The 19,816-nt window shown below is 50.3% G+C and carries 16 protein-coding genes; 9 read left to right on the top strand and 7 right to left on the bottom strand.

Annotation, left to right across the window (positions count from 1 at the left end):
* Positions 1 to 307: 307 nt before the first annotated feature.
* A complete protein-coding gene (locus tag ABSB80_RS03745) occupies positions 308 to 901 on the bottom strand; it encodes an SET domain-containing protein (protein ID WP_428368313.1) in 594 nt (197 codons plus the stop codon).
* 505 nt (positions 902 to 1,406) lie between these two features.
* Between ABSB80_RS03745 and pap the strand changes: the two genes are divergently transcribed.
* Complete coding sequence (pap, locus tag ABSB80_RS03740) at positions 1,407 to 2,882, top strand: polyphosphate:AMP phosphotransferase (RefSeq protein ID WP_428368311.1); 1,476 nt, start codon at positions 1,407 to 1,409, stop codon at positions 2,880 to 2,882.
* Positions 2,883 to 3,719: 837 nt separating this feature from the next.
* Here the strand turns inward: pap and ABSB80_RS03735 are convergent.
* Positions 3,720 to 4,076, bottom strand: a complete 357-nt coding sequence (locus ABSB80_RS03735) for an SHOCT domain-containing protein (RefSeq protein WP_428368309.1) — start codon at positions 4,074 to 4,076, stop codon at positions 3,720 to 3,722.
* Positions 4,077 to 4,770: 694 nt separating this feature from the next.
* On the opposite strand from ABSB80_RS03735, the gene ABSB80_RS03730 reads away from it, so the two are divergent.
* Positions 4,771 to 5,898, top strand: a complete 1,128-nt coding sequence (locus tag ABSB80_RS03730) for a hypothetical protein (protein ID WP_428368307.1) — start codon at positions 4,771 to 4,773, stop codon at positions 5,896 to 5,898.
* Positions 5,899 to 5,914: 16 nt separating this feature from the next.
* Complete coding sequence (locus ABSB80_RS03725) at positions 5,915 to 6,337, top strand: hypothetical protein (protein ID WP_428368305.1); 423 nt, start codon at positions 5,915 to 5,917, stop codon at positions 6,335 to 6,337.
* 270 nt (positions 6,338 to 6,607) lie between these two features.
* Here ABSB80_RS03725 and ABSB80_RS03720 read toward each other — a convergent pair whose 3' ends face one another.
* Both ABSB80_RS03720 and ABSB80_RS03715 read right to left on the bottom strand, forming a co-directional pair.
* Complete coding sequence (locus ABSB80_RS03720) at positions 6,608 to 7,285, bottom strand: methyltransferase family protein (protein ID WP_428368303.1); 678 nt, start codon at positions 7,283 to 7,285, stop codon at positions 6,608 to 6,610.
* A 312-nt stretch (positions 7,286 to 7,597) separates the two neighbouring features.
* A complete protein-coding gene (locus ABSB80_RS03715) occupies positions 7,598 to 7,906 on the bottom strand; it encodes a putative quinol monooxygenase (RefSeq protein ID WP_428368301.1) in 309 nt (102 codons plus the stop codon).
* Positions 7,907 to 8,086: 180 nt separating this feature from the next.
* Here ABSB80_RS03715 and ABSB80_RS03710 point away from each other — a divergent pair, with 180 nt between their 5' ends.
* Positions 8,087 to 8,533 (top strand): hypothetical protein, encoded by a 447-nt coding sequence (locus ABSB80_RS03710; protein WP_428368299.1) that lies wholly within the window; start codon positions 8,087 to 8,089, stop codon positions 8,531 to 8,533.
* A 117-nt stretch (positions 8,534 to 8,650) separates the two neighbouring features.
* On the opposite strand, the gene ABSB80_RS03705 is transcribed toward ABSB80_RS03710, so the two are convergent.
* Positions 8,651 to 11,641 (bottom strand): PAS domain S-box protein, encoded by a 2,991-nt coding sequence (locus ABSB80_RS03705; RefSeq protein ID WP_428368297.1) that lies wholly within the window; start codon positions 11,639 to 11,641, stop codon positions 8,651 to 8,653.
* Positions 11,642 to 12,098: 457 nt separating this feature from the next.
* Here ABSB80_RS03705 and ABSB80_RS03700 point away from each other — a divergent pair, with 457 nt between their 5' ends.
* Together ABSB80_RS03700 and ABSB80_RS03695 are read left to right on the top strand one after the other, a co-directional pair.
* Positions 12,099 to 13,583: a response regulator gene (locus ABSB80_RS03700; protein WP_428368295.1), complete on the top strand. Its 1,485-nt coding sequence runs from the start codon at positions 12,099 to 12,101 to the stop codon at positions 13,581 to 13,583.
* A 106-nt stretch (positions 13,584 to 13,689) separates the two neighbouring features.
* A complete protein-coding gene (locus ABSB80_RS03695) occupies positions 13,690 to 13,890 on the top strand; it encodes a type II toxin-antitoxin system HicB family antitoxin (protein WP_428368293.1) in 201 nt (66 codons plus the stop codon).
* Positions 13,891 to 14,030: 140 nt separating this feature from the next.
* Here the strand turns inward: ABSB80_RS03695 and ABSB80_RS03690 are convergent, their stop codons facing one another.
* Positions 14,031 to 15,083 (bottom strand): Fic family protein, encoded by a 1,053-nt coding sequence (locus tag ABSB80_RS03690; protein WP_428368291.1) that lies wholly within the window; start codon positions 15,081 to 15,083, stop codon positions 14,031 to 14,033.
* An 843-nt stretch (positions 15,084 to 15,926) separates the two neighbouring features.
* Here ABSB80_RS03690 and ABSB80_RS03685 point away from each other — a divergent pair.
* The 3 genes from ABSB80_RS03685 (at position 15,927) to ABSB80_RS03675 (ending at position 19,224) form a co-directional block, all read left to right on the top strand.
* Entirely contained in the window at positions 15,927 to 17,336 is a 1,410-nt protein-coding gene (locus tag ABSB80_RS03685) for an N-6 DNA methylase family protein (protein WP_428368289.1), read from the top strand.
* 12 nt (positions 17,337 to 17,348) lie between these two features.
* Positions 17,349 to 18,128 carry a hypothetical protein gene (locus tag ABSB80_RS03680; RefSeq protein WP_428368287.1) on the top strand — a complete coding sequence of 260 codons (780 nt, stop codon included), beginning with the start codon at positions 17,349 to 17,351 and terminating at the stop codon, positions 18,126 to 18,128.
* Between the two features lie 541 nt (positions 18,129 to 18,669).
* Positions 18,670 to 19,224 carry a DUF6650 family protein gene (locus tag ABSB80_RS03675; protein ID WP_428368285.1) on the top strand — a complete coding sequence of 185 codons (555 nt, stop codon included), beginning with the start codon at positions 18,670 to 18,672 and terminating at the stop codon, positions 19,222 to 19,224.
* Here ABSB80_RS03675 and ABSB80_RS03670 read toward each other — a convergent pair.
* Positions 19,221 to 19,706 carry a hypothetical protein gene (locus ABSB80_RS03670; RefSeq protein WP_428368283.1) on the bottom strand — a complete coding sequence of 162 codons (486 nt, stop codon included), beginning with the start codon at positions 19,704 to 19,706 and terminating at the stop codon, positions 19,221 to 19,223. The two genes, ABSB80_RS03675 and ABSB80_RS03670, sit on opposite strands and share 4 nt — an antisense overlap.
* Between the last annotated feature and the right edge of the window lie 110 nt (positions 19,707 to 19,816).

Below are 19,816 nucleotides of genomic sequence, written 5' to 3'. Positions count from 1 at the left end.
ATCGGTGTCAGCCGGCAACACCGGAAACGCGGGTACCGGCACGTCCGTGCTGCCTGCACCATCCCTGCATCCTGCCGGTCATCCGGGATTCGTGTATCTGGTCCGGGTTGGGGGGGTCAGATGGGTACAGACCGATCCCGTGCAGAAGGGTTTGTTCGGGAAGTTCACATCAGGAAGTTATTGGTTTGCAGGATCGCCCAAGGTTCCGTTCTCCTAAATTACACCGGGATTTCGCCAGCAACCCAGGCAGCCGCACCCGTGGAATCTGGTTCTGGTAGTTCAGAGTTCCGCTGCCCGGACTGATGCATCACGGGACAAGCAATTCTGTTTTTTTATCGTCAGGGATAATAACTTCCTCGGTTGTCAGTTCCCCAAAACTGTTCCGATTCAGTTCCTCTATCTTTTCCTGGATAAACTGTGAAAAATAGCCTTTGTAACGAGCCTGTAATCCGGGAAGCATCCAGTCCTGTTCCGTTATCGTTTTCCGGCAACAGGGAGAACCACACGCACAATCCATTTCAAAGATCATATCGCTTCCCACCGATTCTGAAACGGTCATGCCATAATCAAAGGTGATCTCCTCACCGGCTCTGATATCCCGCATGGCAACCAGAAAAACCTGGCCTTTGAAACCGCTGTTGGGGTCACAGCTGTGGTTGAAAAAATCCGTATCTTCCGGAACAGTACCGGCAGGGCCCAGGACAAAGCGGTCTTCGATCTGCATAGTGTATCTCTGCATCTCTGCAGGAAGCTGGTACATCTCATCGATCAGCATGATCTTCCCCCCGAATATTGCCAGCCTCTCATCTTTTCTGATATCCACTCTGGCAAAGATCCCCCAGCCCTGCGTATCTGATTTTCGTTTCTCAAGATCAGAATGCAACCAGCTGCTTGTAATCATGAACACGTCCTTAAAAGCTGATGGAAGAATGTACGAGGTCAATAGTTTTGTCCGTTGCGGTCAAAGCGTTTTTATCCGCCGGATAGTGCGATACCCTCACGTGTGGGCAGCAGCTCTCTTTGAAGCAGCAACGGGATCGGGGACATGTTGCCGCTGGCGACCCGTCCGGCCCAGGATTGCGTATCGGGTGGTGTTGGTTTATGACAGGAAATTCACCTGGGAGGGGTCGGATGGAGTAAAGTTGGTGGCACGACGGGATTTTGTCGGATATGTGCCGAACACCAAACGAAGGCACCCGGAGGAAATCCTTCCCCCCGGAATTTTTGCCCGATTGTTAACCAAGAGCCAGAGAACAGAATGGGTGCCACAACCTGCCAGCTACGGCCATGAAATTCTCCGTTCTCTCCGGAAATACCAGAGTGGCAGGTACATCACGTAAGTTTTATCTGATCGGGAATTCTTTCTTAATTTCCCTGATTGATGATGACAAGGACGGGACCTTTTGATGTTTGAACGGTTTGATCTGGCAAAAAAGACTGACGATAAGGTGTTTCAAAAGGATATTGAACCAATGCAAAAACAGCTGGGAATTCTTCAGAGAGATCTACGGGATAAAAAAATACCGGTAATAATTGTCGTTGAAGGCTGGAATGCCTCCGGCATCACAATGGTGATGAACGAACTCATCCAGTTCCTGGATCCCCGTGGATTCTCCCTGCACTCGATCGGTTCACCCTCCGACGCAGAGAGGACCCGGCCATTATTATGGCGTTTCTGGGAAAAGATCCCTGCAAAAGGACGCATCGCCCTCTTTGCCCGAAGCTGGTACAGCCGCTCACTTGCAGAGATAATTTCAGGAATCGAGTGGAAACGGGGAGTCAGACACTCCCTGTCGCAGATCAACCAGTTCGAACGCCAGCTGGCTGATGACGGAACCATCATCATTAAATTTTTTCTCCATATCAGCAAGGAAGAGCAGAAAAAACGCCTGGATGAACGTGAACAAAATCCTTTGACATCGTGGATGATCACCAAAGGTGACTGGGATTTTCATAACCAGTATGACAGTTATCTTCCTGTTATTGAGGACTATATTGAAGGGACCGACCGCCCTTACGCCCCGTGGATGATAATTGAGGCCACTGACAGGAACTACACGATTCTCAAGGCCTTTTCAGCAGTGATAAAAACACTGGAAAAAAACCTGGCAGCATCAGATAAAAATGCCTTAGAAAAGAATGGAAATTCCGATATTACGAGACCAAAGAAAGTCGATGTCAAACGTAAATCCTTTCCCGCAGTTGCCTTGACCCGGCCTGAATACGAACAAAATTTAATCATGTACCAGCAGCAGGTCCGGGAAATCCAGTACCGGTTGTACAAAAGGAAGATCCCCCTTATTATCGTTTATGAAGGGTGGGACGCAGCAGGTAAGGGAGGCAACATTATGCGCCTTGTCCGGCACATGAACCCGCGGGGGTATGATGTCATTCCCATATCCCGGCCAAATGATGCGGAGAACGAGTATCACTATCTCTGGAGGTTTGTCCGGCAGTTCCCGGGAGGGGGACAGATAACGATCTTCGATCGGAGCTGGTACGGGCGTGTTCTTGTCGAACGGATCGAAGGCTTCTGTTCCGAGACCGAGTGGAAACGGGCATACAACGAGATCAATGAGATGGAAGAAACGTACGTGGAGGACGGTGGAGGGCTGATAAAATTCTGGCTCGAAATCGATAAAAATGAGCAGATCCGGCGGTTCAGGCAGCGGGAAAAGGATCCGTTGAAACAGTGGAAGATCACGGATGAGGACTGGAGGAACCATGAGAAGTGGAATCTCTATGATGAGGCAGTCGATGAAATGCTCGCCCGTACAAATACTCCCGTCGCTCCCTGGACCGTTGTCGAATCCGGTAATAAATGGTATGCACGGCTGAAAACCCTGCAGACCGTAATTTCCTATGGTGAACAGTTCCTGTGACCGTTCAGGAAACGATCGCGAGGTGTGTCATACCCTACGCAAAGGCTCCCCGCCCTCCTGGGAAGTGCCCTTCATTTCCGGGCAGGCCGAATGCGAGGGAGGGGGTCGGATGGGATAATATTGTGGCGGGCCGTTATTTCATCAAAAACCGCACGATACCCTTTATCTGACACCCACTACTTGGCACATCATCCTTTTACCCCTTATCCGGGCCCGTTACGAGCCCGGTTTGCCCATCCGGAAGGTTGGTTTCCGGAATTACTTGCTAAAACATGCGAATTCCGGTTCGGGTTTTTGAAACAGCACATATTTACCTTTTTTACGCCAAACAAAGCAAAATTCTGGCAGGAAAATGTTCGCTAATGTACGCTTTTGAAAGGCGAAACTCAAGCCCAGATCGATTCGGGTTCTGTACCCGTTTTTCGGCATCGAAGAATGCTAACGCATTCTTCTCAAGCTCTTACTACCCTGCGGGTAGTAATCGCACCCCAGAATGCGGATACGGGCGACTTTTTTCAGGGTGATTTTCCTTGGTCACTCAGTCATTATCTGAAATATGTTATGGGGCGGGATCGTGCACCCAAATACTGCTATTTATTGCCTCAGGTTTTCAGTCGGCCGGAATGCCGGATTTGCATGAATCATTGCCTCATTTTGACGAATTATTGCCTCTCGTACCTCCGGAGAGGGCTAAACGGAGCCTGTACAGGAGAGATCTGGGAGGAGCCTGCCGTTCTATGGGAAAGGGAAGGCTGGAGAATTCATAAGACAATCTCCGGCTTTGCTATCAGGACGCTTCGCGGGTGGGTGCTCTTCCTGATCAGCGAAAAAAGTGGATTATTTTTTCAGGTCTTCGCTCATCTTCTGGAACTGCTCGCCCGTGATCTCGCCCTTCGCGTACCGCTCCTTAAGGATATCCATCGGCGTCCTGATACCTTCAACCGTTTTATGTGCACCGGTCTCCCGGATAATCACGTAGATGATCAGGAAGACGATCCCGATCATCGGGATGATGACCAGGATGAACCAGAGCAGCCCGTTCATTCCCCGCGAGTTTGCGTCCTTGTACACGAGATACGCGATCGCGATGAAGACGACCAGCCAGAAGAGCATCATAGCCACGCCGAAGAACGGGAAACCGTAGCCGTAACCATAGTTTCCGCCCCACATAGAATCCATCATGTTGTATGCCATGGCGGGAGAATACATCTGTGATCAGATAAATATTCCGACCGGTTTTCTGCATGTTTGATGGTGGGAGAGGGTCGGGAGGGTACATGCCGATACCCTGTGGAAAGGCTTGTCCCGGAAGTTCACGTCAGAAATTTTTTGGTTTGTAGGATCATTTCATGGTCCTGGTTTCATAAAGTACACCGCCCGACCCCCCAGATCCCCTGGAGTTTTGGGCAGGTATTTTGTGGATTTTTGTGTGGTTTTACGACGTGAATTTTGTGTGTAAGCTGGACTTTGGCGAGCTGAATGCGGGAGGGGGGTCGGATGGGGTAAGAATGGTGGCAGGCCGGGCTTTCGCCGGAGACCCGAGAGGGGAGGGGGTTGTGACCGATCGGCAGGATCTGGCTGGTCGGGCATGATCACGCGGGACCAAAGGAGACCCCTCCGATTCTGCGAGCAGGACAAAGCAGCAAAGAATAATCAGGTACCTTTCTTAACCGATGTGCAAAAGAGAGAAACAGTCCGGTTCCTGTTATTTCTAAAAAAAGAAAGAACCGACATACAACCCGAAGCAGCGGTTCTGTTGCGTTGTCGGGACGTTTACACCGTCAATAGGAACGGGTCACAACGCTATCATTTTCATTAAGTCCCGGTAATGCAACAGCCCCCTCAGGGGGAATACATATATACAATGGAGTTCTCTGGACAGATGTGTATGTCCAAGTGTGCCCTGGTATTTATTATAATCCTGTTCTTCCTGGTCCCCGTTGCCGCTCAAACCACTCCCCCGCCATGGAGCTGGAATACCTATAGCGGGACAAGCCAGTGGATGGTAACGATCACGGAAGACCAGTCCGGTTGTGGAGGAGGAGTTACCACAACCCAGAGTTCTGTTTCAATCCAGCATAATCTCACGAGTGCAGTCATGGGCGATATCGGCCATGGACCTGCCACGGGAACATTTATTTCCGGAAACATATTGCACATACCGGGCAGGACGGTATCCGATCCGCCGGGATCGTCAACATTGTCGGCATATGATATTTTCTTTACCACGGACTGCTCTGCATTTACCGGGAAATACAGCTGGGATTACACCGGCCCGGATACGGTTGGCGCGTGTACCGGCACAACTTCGTTCAGCGGGACAAACAGCCAGGGGTGCCCGGGGTCAAATGAGGTCACTCCTGTGGTTTCTCCGACCCCGGTTGATTATTACGCTTCGATGTTGGCCGGTCCACATGCCGAGCTCCTCAACTACCTGCCCCTCTGCGACGAGCGGGACAGACTTCAGCATGATATCGATGCTTTCAACGCAGCGAGCAACCTGAATTATCGTCTGACGGGGAAGTACCTGGACGAACCTCCGGATATTACCCAGGACCGGGCATTGCTTAATCAGGACAAGGACAAGATCAAGACCATGGGATCTGAGATCGAAAACGGGTACCAGATGGTCCTCGTAAAAGATCCAAATAATTTCCAGGCAAACTGGGACATGGCACAACTGAAAAAGAGCGAAGGTCAACTCGCGGTTGGTATCGGTTATGCGAAGACCGCACTGAACAACAACGTTGCCGGAAATGAGGCGGACGCAATCAAGAGAGATTTTGCTGAAGGAAACAACCTCGACGATTACCCGAGCCCGGGTAACAGTAATTTCGTCGCAACGATCGGGAATAACCTCCCCAGTGCCAGCCAGAATGTCTACGGCACCAGTTTACCGCAGACATCGACCGAACCATCCCTTTTGAGTAACCTTTGGAATTTCGAGATATATGTCAGTCCGAATACAGCGGTAAAGGATGGCAATCTGGTGAACCAGATGGTTTATTCGCGGTGAGGTTGCCATGAAAGAGATGAGACCAAAAGATACCCTACAAATGACCGCCATGTTCCTCTCCGGGCTCGTTCTTTTGACGCTCTTTGCCGGATGCGTTTCGAATAGTCCGAATTCGGCGTCACAGAATGCCATTGTCCAGGAGCAGTCTGCATTCATCGCGGCAGCCAAGAACTGCACGGACACGACCGTTACCATCACCGACGCGGTCGGGACGTTCCAGTATACCTCGTCCGACAACTGTGTCTTCACAAAGACGCTGGTGCGGTTAAACCAGAGCGAGATGCAGAAGATGAAGACGATGCTGGAAGGGAAGAATATGACCTGCTTGTACACGAAAGGAAACTTTGATCCCCGGCTGGTCACTTCGCTTGTCGGTGGGATAGAGTACTGCTCCGGCGACCTGAAAGACGATATTACCAATCTGATGCTCTTTACTTGAACTGAACTTACAATTCTTTTTCGGCGCTTTTTCGGCGCGAAATAACGATACCGACTGTGCGGGTCCGTGAATTATACTGATGTAAGGCAACTACCATACCTGTTCCCACCGCTTGGCCAACCGATACACCCACTCAATCATCGTTATTAGGAATTGAAATTGGGATTATTTCGATAATTGGCGCAGCATTGCTCGTTATGAGACGAACATGATTGAATACCGTAAAAATACACACCATACATGGTGTATTATTTAAAAAAAAATTTGCCGCTACCAGAGAAAAGGAATGAGCCGGTACCGGACGTTCCGGGTATACTCCCGGTAGCCTTCGAGGTCCCGGGAAAGCATCTCTTCTTCCCCGAGTATCCTCGCCATAAGAAGGATGGTCAGGGCAAGCCCCGCGAGCAGACCGAAGAATGAGCCGAGCAGCACGGGCGCCCCGATAAACATCAGGATCGCTCCCAGATACATGGGATGCCTGACAAATCCGTATACTCCTGTCGACACCACCCGCTGCTGCCTGTCGTCCTGATGCCTGATTAGCGGGGACAGGAAGGTGTTATCGGTGAATGACCGGAAGAACAGGAAAAACGATCCGGCCAGCCCGGCTCCCCCACAAACGTTCAGCCAGAATGGGAATGCGGGGGACCACCCGAACCGTTTTGCATCAAGGGGCATGATGACAATCCAGAGCATGAATCCGATCGCGATCCCATAGACAACATACCTGTCCCAGTGTTCCTGGTTGCCGGCACCGGGTCTCCTGAACCGTTCCGCAAGCAGGGCCGGGTCTTTCCGGTACAGGTACAGGATTGTCGAAAAACAGAGAAGGATGAACCAGATGCCGAAGATCCAGCCCTGAGGCCAGAAAAGATCTCCGGAGAGGACGAGAATGAGGGCAGGAAATACCAGGATGTACAATAACGCGAAGACGATCTTCTTCTCCATGCGTACAGTATTGGAGATCGGGATTCATATGAGTCTGTCTCTGAGCGTGTTGACATAGGAACAAGGGCATGTCACGCTGCCCTACCCGTTCACCCGGGGGGATCGGATGGGGTCGTGACTGATGATTCGGAACCATGGCCGATCCATTTTTGCTATTACCCTCAGGATGTGTCCCCCAAAGCGCTCGTGCAGAAACAGATTTACCGTTGCATGGTGCAAAAACGGTTGTTGTGGATGGTACTGGTGGAAAAACCGGGGGTACCGGATTGGACACAATCCGGATACTACGCGATCCGGTGTTGTCACTGCGGATTACGGTAACACCACGGTCCGAAGCCCCGATACTTCATACACGGTCAATTCGGTTGGTGCTGCCATCCACCCGGCACACGTCGCAAAATGATCCTGCATATGTTGGGTGGCAATATGATCATCAAGGTGTTTCCGGCTCTCCCACTCTTCACAAAAGATGAACAGTCCCTGTTCAAAGGCATCTGCATGGAGTTCATACCTGGTACATCCGGGCTCTGCACGGACAAGGGGGATAATCCGGTCTACCTGATGAACAAAGTCCTGCCAATGATCCGGGCGGACATGACACCGGGCGGCAACAAGGAGCATAGTTACTATTCGGATTATGTCAGGAAAAAGTACCCGATCTCCCTCCCCCGGTGTCGCAAAAAATTTATTGTGCAGGTGATTAGGTGTTCGTCTTTATGGGAACAACTAGTCCCGGGGATGGGTGGTCGGGCCGTACCCATTGCATCACGTTTATCTGTCATCGGCAGGATATCCTCACAAATGAGATCCGTTCTCTGTCTCCTGATCATTGTTCTTGCCGTCCTTGCCTGCGGATGTACGTCTTCTGCCCCTGCACCAACTCCCGCTGTCCAGACCACTTCCTCTGCGCCGGTCATCCCGGACCTGACCGGCACGTGGTCCGGTCCCATGAAAGGCTATGATGAGGGTGTCGGGTTTTCGGATTATTCCAATGCTACGATGCAGTTTATCGTGACCGGCCAGGAGGACCGGCTCTTTAACGGCCGGCTTGTCTTTACCATCAATGGCATCCAGGAATCCGTTGGTGTGGCTGGCGTGATCGCCCGTGACGGCAGGAGTTTTTCCATGGCCGAAAAGGACAACGGGTACACGACCGGCCAGGTCCTCTCGAAGGATGAGATCGAGCTCACGTACCTGCACGATGCCACACCGCACTCCGCTGCGATCGACACGCTGAAGCGTGTGTAGGAGCCGGTGTCCTTCACAGGTTCTTCCCCTCCTTTTTTTATTTGCCTGCTGCTCTTTTAGGAACTCTGCATTGAGATCAAGGGACTCATTATCCGGGACGCTGTTGATCGCAACCGGTCACGGGTGGTTCCTGGAGAGGGCCTGGAACTTCCTCTCGCTCTCGTTCAGGGCGTCCAATGCATTCCTGCGCCCGATCTCGGCAGCCGCTTTTACCGCGATGATCTCGATGATCTCCCGGGCCTGCGGTGGCAAATTGAGAGGCTTCCGCGTCAAAATACAGAGAACCCCGACAACCTGCCCTTCGAAATTGCGCAGCGGTGTCCCGGCATAGCCCCGGATATTGAACTCCCGGAGATCCCGGCTACCCGGGAAGAGCCTGCGGACCTCATCCGGGTACACACAGAACCCTTTCTCCGCGGTATTTTCACAGGGAGTGCCTTTCAGGGAGTAGGAAAAATCCACAATTTTTTTACCGTCGAGGAGCATGGAGAGCATCTGTACGCGTTCGCGATCCGACGTAATCTCACCGATCATGACGCAATCCGCCCCCAGCCAGGCAGCGATGCTCTCCGTTATCCGGTCCAGCGATTCCATACCCGTCGTTCCCACCATGCTCGTGACCATTGCACGGAACGCAGACTCCGTGGCCTTGCGCCCGGTGATATCGCGGACTACCGAGAGCATGGTCGGGCGCCCATTGAGATCGAAAAGATTTACACTTATGTCAATGGTTTTTTCCCGGTTGTCTTTTGTCCGGTAATTGGTCTGGAAAACAGCGTGGTTGTTTCTTACTATCTCCTGGAAAATCTCATGAGATCGTTCTTTCATTTCGGGTGTGTCGAGATCGATAAGGCGTACATCCTGCATCTCTTCGCGGCTCATGCCAAGGATCCGGCATGCCTGAACATTAGCATCGATGAATTTTCCCGGCCCCGTCGGCGTCATTTCATTGACCAGTATACCGTCGTTTGCATTCTCGAGGATAAGGCGGTAGCGCTCCTCGCTCTCCCGGAGGGCATTCTCCGCACGCCTCCTGCGGAGGGAAACGGCAACAATATGAGAAAACGACTTGAGAATTTCGGTTGACGGATCCAGCTGGCCGCTTTTCATTGCCAGCATCGAAATACCGTACAGTTGGCCCTCGATAACGCATGCTATTCCGATCAATCGATCGATGCCAGCCAGCTTCTGGATGGTTTTACTGACAAGTGGCGGGATCTGCCCAAAACTGACCTCGGTCAGTGTCTTTTTCTTCCCAATGATATCCCGGGTAATCTCCCGGTACATCTCATCGCTCACCGGCATCCGCAAATCAAAAGGTCGTTTCCCCAGGAGCTTGACGACTTTTTCCAGCATGCCCGGCGCAATCTCCATATCTGTTACCCGAAGCGTCCGGTCAACGGGATCATAGTCGGAGAACCACGTCGCAACAGCGCCAGACATCTCCATAAGTGTTTTTAAAATTGTCTTTTCAACAGCCTTACCCGATGGCATCGATGCCAGCTCAATTGCCAGGGTATTGAGTGTTGCAAGCGCCCGGGTCTGTTGCAACCGGGCCTCCTCCGCCTTTTTGCGTTCCGTGATATCTTCTACCATAGAAAGGATGTGAGGCCTGCCGCCCATCATGATACCAATGGAGGAAAACCGGCAGGTCCTGATCTCGCCGCTTTTTATCCGGCACCGTAATTCCATGCCATGTATGGGACGCTGGTCCCGGAGCAGGGAGACCATCTGTGCATATGCATCATCATCAGCAAAAATTCCCAGTTCCTCTGACGTCCTGCCGATTATTTCCTCCCGGGCATATCCGGTATGTACCGAGAACGTGGTATTAACCTCGACAAATACCCCATCGGTTGCCGATACGAGAGTAAGAGCAACCGGATTGCTCTGGAAGACGGTAGCAAATTTCTGTTCCGATTCGCGTAATTCTTCTTCTGCCCGTTTGCGCTCGGTAATATCCCGGATGGACTCTATAGCCCCGGTAATCCTGCCGTCCTTGTCAAACAAAGGAGATGCTTTCAGCCAGACAATCCGTTCTCCGGCATTGGGAGGAGTAAGGGCCGTTTCTGCTGTGAAGGTGCAGCCTTCTTTCCGGAGGTGCCGGTAGTGCCTCCGCACGTCCGGAACATCATGGAAGATAAGATCGAGAAGAAACGGGTGGCGTTCCCCGTACATGGCAGTCGCATAGGCATAATCCCCGTTTCCCACAATATCACCGGCTTTGACACCGGTGAGCTCTTCCATGGCGCGATTCCAGGAGATAACGATGCCCTCACGGTTCACGACCAGCGTGGCATCGGGGAGAAAATCGATGATGTCGGAAAACCTGCGTTCACTCTCCTTCAGCGCAGCCTCCGACCGTTTTCGTTCGGAGATATCTGTGGCAATGCCGATAACCACATCCCTGTCTCCCCATCGGGCGATCTTTGCATGGACTTCGAGGGGAATTTGCTGGCTATCTTTCCGGATATGGACTACTTCAAATGACGCCTCACCGGATCTCTTAAGATCCTCCAGACGTTCATCAATGGGTTTTGCAGACTCGGAAATGTCGAGATGGTTGATATTCAGATCAAGGAACTCGCTCTGCGAATATCCATGAAGATCGAGATTCTTTTCATTGGAATACAGAAAATTTCCCTCGAAATCGGAGACGGTAATGGCAGCCGGGGATTCGTTGAGCAGATCAGCAAGAAGGGCGTTCTCTTCCTGTGCCATGATCTCCTCAGACCGGTCTTCCAGCATGACCGCGATCCCTTTGTCTCCCCAGCCAAATGCAAGAGGGATGATGCGGATGCGGAATGCCCTCCATTCTTTCTGTACCGGGATCCATGCATTCACCGCGGCCTCTTTCCCCGCCATTGCCTGTCGTACGGGGTCCCGGATCCGGTCGATCAGACCGGGGCCGATGATGGTTGTGCTGACATTCTGGTTCTCCAGTTCATCTTTCCTGATCCCGAATGCCAGAAGGAAGGATTCGCTGACATTCCTGATGGTGTACGATTCGTCAAGGATAAGGATCAGATCCGACGATTGACTGAGGATCTGTTCGGCCGGGAGTCTTGTCGAGAGGGTATAGACTTTCGCCGGGCCGAGCTTTCGCATATTCACCTGGCCGGCAACGAAGAGGGAATTGAGATATTTTGTCGTGGTAATTCTGCTCAGGTTCAGTTTTTTTGAAATTTCTTCGATAGTCAGACCCTTCTGCGCATCCCTTAAGAGGCCGATTATCTGATGGTAATATTCCTCGTCCAGAATACTCCCCCCCCGTCAATGGTCCGTCGGGAAGATACAGGATAAACAATAGAAGTAATCCCCTGTTCCCTGAAATAATCATTGCCAACCGGGGGCAATTTGTACAGGTATTTGATAACCAAATGTAAAAAAGTTTATATAATAAATAACCAAATTTTGTTAAAGAACCGGAATCCAATGACCTTTGAATCCAATTCCGATAAATTGCCTGTGGAATATCCAGGGATTATCAGAGTCCACGACATCCGGGCATCATGATCGGCATGGTATGAATTGACGGTTCCCTGCATCTTCCCCGGTGTTCGACGTGCCTGTGCCCTGCAATCGTGTTTCCGTTCTCTATGTAGATGACGAGCCAGCCCTTCTGGATCTGGGAAAACAATTCCTCGAACGCGAGGGTGCATTTGATGTCGAAACCACACCGTCTTCTGCTGATGCACTCGGCTTGCTCCGCACGAAAGATTACGATGGGGTGATTTCCGATTACCAGATGCCGGAGATGGATGGACTCGAACTGCTGAAAGCCGTCCGTTCCCTGTATCCCGATCTGCCGTTCATTCTCTTTACCGGTAAAGGACGGGAAGAGATTGTTATCCAGGCATTCGATGCAGGCGCGGATTATTATGTCCAGAAAGGGGGAGAGATCCGTTCACAATTCCGGGAACTCAGTCATAAAATTATCTTGGCAGTTGAAAAACGACATGCGGAGAGAGCGTTGAAGGAAAGTGAAGAACGGTACCGGAATGTTGTCGAGGACCAGACTGAATTCATCTGCCGGTTCAGACCGGATGGAACCCACAATTTTGTGAACGATGCATATTGCCGGTATTTTGGGATACAACGGGAGAGAACCATCGGTTACCGGTTCATTCCGCACATACCGGAAGATGATGCCGGGAGAATCCGCTTGCATTTCGCATCACTGACCCGGAACAGCCCCATAGGAACAATTGAGCACCGTGTTATTATGCCGGATGGTTCTTTCCGGTATCATCACTGGAGTGACCGGGCAATCTTCGATGAGTCCGGCACCCTTGTCGAATACCAGTCGGTTGGCAGGGATATCACGGATCGGAAAACCGCAGAACTGGAACTCATGAAAAAGAATGATGAGCTTTGCGCGGCATATGAGCAGCTGACTGCAGTAGAAGAAGAGCTCAGGACAAGTTACGATGATCTTGCGATAAGCCAGCGTACGCTTGAAGAAAAGGAGATTACTCTGAATGCGATCATCCAGGAATCCCCGATACCGCAATTCGTGATTGGCCGCGATCATAAGATCCTCTACTGGAACCGTGCGCTTGCAGTATACAGCGGTATAGCGGCAGATGAGGTGATCGGGACAGATCAGCAATGGAGGGCCTTCTACACCACCAGACGTCCATGCCTCGCTGATCTTCTTGTCGAGAACGTAAAGGATGAGATTCCGGAATACTATCAGGACAAATATACGAAATCTGTCCTTGTCAACGATGCCTATGAAGCAACGGATTTCTTCCCCCAGATGGGTGCGGGGGGAAAATGGCTCCACTTCACTGCCGGGCTCATTAAAAACCGGAAGGGGGATATCATCGGGGCCGTTGAATCACTCGAAGATGTTACCAGCAGGAAGACTGCAGAACTGGAACTGGAGAAACGGAATGATGAGCTTCGTGTTGCATACGAACAGCTGTCCATGGTTGAAGAAGAACTCCGGGCGATCTTCAGGGATCTTGGAACAACACAGCACGATCTCAGTGATCGGGAGGACCGGTACCGGACTATTATCGGGAAATTTCTCGGAAAGGATTAATGTACCACCGTGCTTTTTTGATTTCTCTCCCGCGAACCGAGTATGGTATAATCCCTCATATTATCCCCTGCCGGTCCGGATAAGTACAATGACCAGGGGGCGGACGATGAACCTCAAAGTTGTGATCACGAAAGGCGAAGACGGCTGGTATGTCGTCACCCTGCCCACCCTGCCCGGCTGCATCTCGCAGGGCCGGACTATCAGGGAGGCCATACAGAATATCAGGGAAGCGGCCTCGCTCTATCTCGAACCCGATGAGGATGTCATTCCCGGTAAAGGGGCACGGATCATCGAGGTTGCGGTTTGAAGCATCAGCCCCGGATCAGTTTTTCATTCATAATTATTATGAATCGACAACCAAATCGACAACCAAATCGACAACCATGGAGAAAATCCGGTGGGCTTTTTGAGGGCAGTTCCATCCCAGAATTATGAGAGATTGACAGGTTATACCATCACATACTGAGTGGCACGTCCCTTTCTTTCAGTTTTTATGAGATTCCGCTCTATCATCCCGGCAAGTTCCTTGCCCGCGGCCTGACGGGAAATGCCATACAGCCGCATCAGATCCCCGCTCTTCACCGATCCATGGGCATGGATATATTCGATAATCTTCATCTGCCGATCGGACAGAGCCACCTGCCCACCAGATGCCTTCCGGTGCTCATCGGATGAGAGCAGCAGAACCCGCTCCTTTACCCGGTGCAGCGAGATCTCTACGCCTTCCGTGAAGTATTCCATCCAGACCGTGCAATCCGGGTAGGTTGCGTTCACCGCCTTGAGCACTGCGTAGTACGCCGGCCGGTCGCTGTCGTAAAAATCATCCAGCGTGAAGAACCGTTTGATATCGAACTCCCGCATCGCAAGGATCAGCGTGGCAAGGGCCCGGGCCGTCCGCCCATTGCCGTCTACGAACGGGTGAATCCGCACGAGTTCGTAGTGAGCAATCCCGGCGACGAGGACCGGGTGCATCTGGTGTGCCTCATCGGAATTCAGCCAGCTGGCGAGGGCGGCCATCTGCGGAGAAACCTCTTTTGCGGGTGGTGGAGAATACACAACTTCCTTTGTATGCCGGTTCCCGACAACGACCCGGACCTTCCGGAACGCCCCCTCGGCTGCCGGGTTGTCAAGGGTCCCCTGCGTGATGTCGCGGTGGAGCGCGAGGATATGTTCTTCCAGGATTTTCCCGCCGTTCTGGTAGGTATCGATATGTTCCAGCACCCGCAGGTAATTGAGCACCTCAGCTTTCGCCCGACGGGCCGCCATTACGTCCCGGCCTTCCGCCAGCCGGCTCACTTCTTCGAGTGAGAGCGGGTTTCCCTCGATTGCAGTTGAGGCGTGTGCAGCCCGGACCAGCTGCTCCCTGCGGATTGAGACTTCCCATTTCGGGACGAGATGCGCATGGAGGATTACTTCCCGGGCTGCTGTAATTGCCGCAAGCCGTTTCACCATTTCATGGCTGTAGGTGAATGCCGGTGAAAATGTCCGGGAATCTTTCATGTTGTCTCCCTTATATTCTCTTTTGCACTCCGGCCTTCATGGTTATTGCGGTTGTCGATCGCGGTCCGGAATTATACGGGAAATTATTGTAAGTGATTCGGATGGGGTAATTTGGGTGACATGACAGGATTTCATCGGAAACTGCATGATACCACCTTTCTGACACCCCCGCACGGGACATCATCTTTCAACCTCAAATCCGGGCATTGTACGAGCCCGGATTGCCTCCCCGGGAGAATAATTTCCGGAATTTCGTGCAAAAACAGGGGAATTCCGGTGCGGGTTTTTGAAAAAACAGAGATTTGCAGTTTTTACGCCAAACAAATCAAAATTCGGGCAGGAAAATGTGCGCTAATAGATCCTTTTGGAAGGCGAAACCCAGCCCGGATCGACCTTCTGGGTCTGGACCCATTTTTTGGCCCGAAAAATGGGGATACGTGAGGCTTTTTGCAGGGTGTTTTTTGGCAGTTTTCCGGGCATTGTCCGGAATATGTTTTTGGTGGAGATCGTGCGTCCTAACTCTCCCATATTAACATGGTCTGAGACATCCCACTTTTACGACGTAAAATGGGGGAAATTCACGCTGTGAATGCATGGAAACTCTCATGGTTTTTCGCGAAACTGACATGGTGAAGGTGCCGGAAAGGGGAAACGGGGGTCAAAACGGGGCCGGATTTGTGTATCTCAATAGCCCCTTACCAACGGAGTGAGTATACCCCGCTCCTTTTTAGGAATCGATGCGAGCCTGATGAAAGAGTGGTCGATATGATACGTGTTTACTTTCGCCCTTCACTCCGATAGCCTTAATACTCCCGATCCTTCAGATATGGATAGGAAATTCTCATGAAAGGGTTTGTCCCGACGCCTCCGTCAGTAGTCGATCTCATGGTGGCAAAATTATTTGAGAAAACACCCCCGGAGCCGGATGACACTCTTCTGGATCCCGGCTGCGGGAGGGGGGCGTTTATCGAAGGGATAATCCGGTGGTGCGATAAAAACAACAGAGAACTCCCTCGCATTACCGGTATCGATTCCGATCCCCGCCACATCGCTGTCGCGTATGAAAAATATTCCGGACTCCCTTCAATACAAATCCTGCACGAAGATTTTCTCCTGCGAGCGCCCGAAAGGAAATTTAATTTTATTATCGCAAACCCGCCATACGTTCCCATCACCGGGTTAACCGAACCGGAAAAGAAAGAATACCGTACGCGATTCCGCTCGGCAACCGGACGGTTCGATCTCTACTTCCTCTTCTTCGAACAGGCACTCCACTGCCTAGAAAAAAACGGGAGGCTCGTCTTCATAACACCGGAAAAATATCTCTCGGTGAAGAGTGCGTCGCAGCTCAGGATCCTCTTTTCGGGATATTGCATCAATGAGATCGATCTGATCCATGAACAGTCATTCGGGAATCTTATTACATACCCGGCAGTAACCACGATAACTCACAAGAAATCATATGTCCCAACCACGATAATTTTCCGGGATGGCCGTACAAAAGCTGTTCAGATTCCTGAAGACGGGACATCTGCCTTCCCAGCGATCTACGGAAAAACCGGAAAGAAAGCTGGTTACTGTACTCTTGGAGATCTGTGTCTTCGTGTCAGTTGTGGAGTCGCAACCGGGGCGGACGCTGTCTATGTCCGCAAAAAGAAAGAGATCCCTGCGGAGCTGAAACAGTATGCGTTACCTACGATAACAGGGAGAGATTTGTCATTCAATTCTTCGAAGATCCAATCGGATCTTGAAATGATTACCCCCTATGAGTTGAGTGGGAAATTAATTCCGGAGAACCAGCTCGGTGCCTTGAAAAATTTCCTACTGATACCGGAAAATCGCACCCGTCTGCTGAAAAGGACGTGTACTGCAAAAAAACCTTGGTATGCCTTTCATGAAAATCCCCCTCTTGCCCAGATCCTGCAACGAAAAATTCTTTGTAAGGATATCACGGAAAAGCCATTCTTCAAGATTGATTATTCCGGCGAGTTAGTCCCGGGACATTCTGTCTATTATATCATACCAAAGAATCCGGACCATCTCGAAACATTACATGAATATCTCAATTCTCGTGAGGTCCGGTTATGGCTGGAATCGAATTGCCAGCGTGCAGCGAACGGATTTCTCCGGTTGCAAAGCACAATATTGAAACAGATCCCGATTCCATTCAACATTCTGGAAAATAATTGGCTGTCAAGCGAGAAAGTTACCGATCTTCTCGTTCCTGAAGATTCCGGTGAGATCGCCGGATAAGCGGATGATAGAATGAAAACACCTTTCGATGAAGTGATAGATAATATCGTTTCAGAACACTATCACAATCATCGTCAGCAGATGCATTCGGATATTGTCAGCCGGGGAATCTTCCGGGATCTGATGCGGAAATGCCCGGAACTGAAAAAAGACATCAATAGTCACATCGTAAAAAACTGGTTGAATGTCGAATCTCCTACTCAAAGGGGAAGGAAGATGGACCTGCTCATCGGTGAGCCGGATGCTTCCGGCAATCCCGATCTCCAGAAAGTCAGGGTCTGCATCGAGAATAAATCGGTCATTACCGCTCACCGGAACCGTGATGCAAGATTCGATGATCTTTATGAGGTCCTTCAGGATCTCCATGGGATAAAATCCGAGATTATCATGGGGGCAACCGTTATGATCGGATTGGCGGATCGTGTACTCAATGTCCCCGATGGCGTCAAATCCCATTTCAAGAAAAAACCACGCAAATTCCAGGATACGGTTGTGCTGCGATTATCCTCGGGCGATCAGAAATTATGGGATGATTTCCCGGAAGATATCAGTGAGAACAGGGCGAACGATCCTGCGCTGACGATGCAAAAATTCCAGGCTCTTCCCACACGAAAGATCGGGCTTACGCATGTCAAAGGTTATGACTACATCCTCTTCATCCCGGTGTTCATTGATAATGTGAATCCTCCATTCCTTGCCCGGGAGAACAATCTGGGTATCGATATCGATACTGAGTATCAGAAGATGCTGGAAAGAATTTGTTCAGCGTACCGGACACGGTGGCATTTGTAAATTTTTTCTTGAATGCATCCCCCACGTTGCGGAGTCGTGGGGGGTCGTGGGGGTACATTTGCGATCTGGCCCGATCATTCCAGCGCATAAACGATGCCCCGCCTTCCAGTGGAATCTCCGACATAAATTCCGGGGCGTAACGATGCCTGTTGGGCCAGGACCGGCAAGGTCCAAGGGCCGCGGATGTTGATTTGTACCCATGCGACCCCCCAAGCCCCCTCCCGGTTTTGAACCGGATTTATGGCTGGTTGGCTTGCATTTCTACGGTGTAAAATTATCTTGAGAGTGGGGGCCGGGTATGGTTGAGAGAAGAGGGGGGGGTCGCACGGGTACAAATGTTGTGGACGGGGGGGGTGGGGGGTGCCGGAATAAAGAATTGTACGATCCCAGATGCCTAGCGAGTCTTCCCACCCCCTGATGGGGGTCGCTCGGCCGCCTCGTCGGGGCCTCGCTGGGCAAGGAGGTTGATAAGATGTATCATTGATTGATCTGCTGAAGAGATCCCACAAAATAATAATGTCTGAATCCACATCTTCAGTTAATGAACTCCAAAGAAATTTTGAAACGTATCACTGGAATCAGTACCCCGATTTTTGGAATTTCTTGGAATCCTGATAATACGGAAAGAGATCATGCCAGAGAAGTAATAGCTTTCTTGGAAGATCGACGCGTGCTGTATAATGCGTGCGAAATTGAAGTGCCAGAACATTGTATTGATTCTGTGGTGCAAATCAGAGTGTTTCTAACCGAAAGAATCGGTAAAATTGATCAAGATAGTGAACTTTCAATGTCTCTTCGAGCTATGAGAGCCGCTTGTAGAAAATATCTCGATAGAATGGGAGTTGAAAATGATTGGATGCCATTTTGTTCCCATCGGTCTTTTAACAATCGTTGGGAGTTGCATTGCTTCATCGGTGAAATGCGTGGAGTTTTTGGAATTCATATCGCGAAGATTGCAGTTACATATGGGATTGATGTTGAATCTGATCTGACATCGATTCTACCAGGATTGGATTCCGTTCACGAAACTAAACTAAATCATTCAACTGATCCATCTGCAAAGACAGCCAAAAGAGAGAGGAAGATCAAGCATTAAATTTTCTTCTTTCGTTTGAGTGCCTTTTCTAAGTTTTTATTAATTCGTTCAACAACCATGTCAGAAAGAGGAAAATCGATTTCCATTAGTTCCTCTTCTTCGATTTGACCTTTAATTAAACGACGTTTTAGGATCTTTATTTTCGCCGGCGCCTTATTATCATCTTGCAGAAACTTTAACAAAGTAATGATTAAACCAATAGCAGATATCCCCAGTTCAAGATAAGTGATAATTTCCGGGCCATTCTCATGACATTCTAAAACAAATTTTTCATTATTTGTTTCAAGTAACACATCACCTTCATCTCGTATCTCAAGGGGGTAGATATAGTCGTTGATACGGGCCCATGTTTTTGGCCAACAATTGAAACAACAGCATCCTCCTTGAATTGGTTTGATTTTAATCGAGATGTAATCTTCATAATTTACTGGAGTTTTCAATAGATGGATAGCTCGATTTATGCTGCTCTCCAAAATATCCATGATTTGTGATCATTGATTGTCTAGGTAATTACACTATTGAAGAGGTGTTACGCTCAACTCATTGATTCAGAAGTTTGATCTTATCTTCATTCCAAGATCACCTTTATTTC

The sequence above is a fragment of the Methanoregula sp. genome, assembly GCF_050010295.1.
Classification (GTDB): Archaea; Halobacteriota; Methanomicrobia; order Methanomicrobiales; family Methanospirillaceae; genus Methanoregula.
Note: the sequence above shows the minus strand (reverse complement) of the source record. Positions and strands in the feature narration are given on the sequence as shown.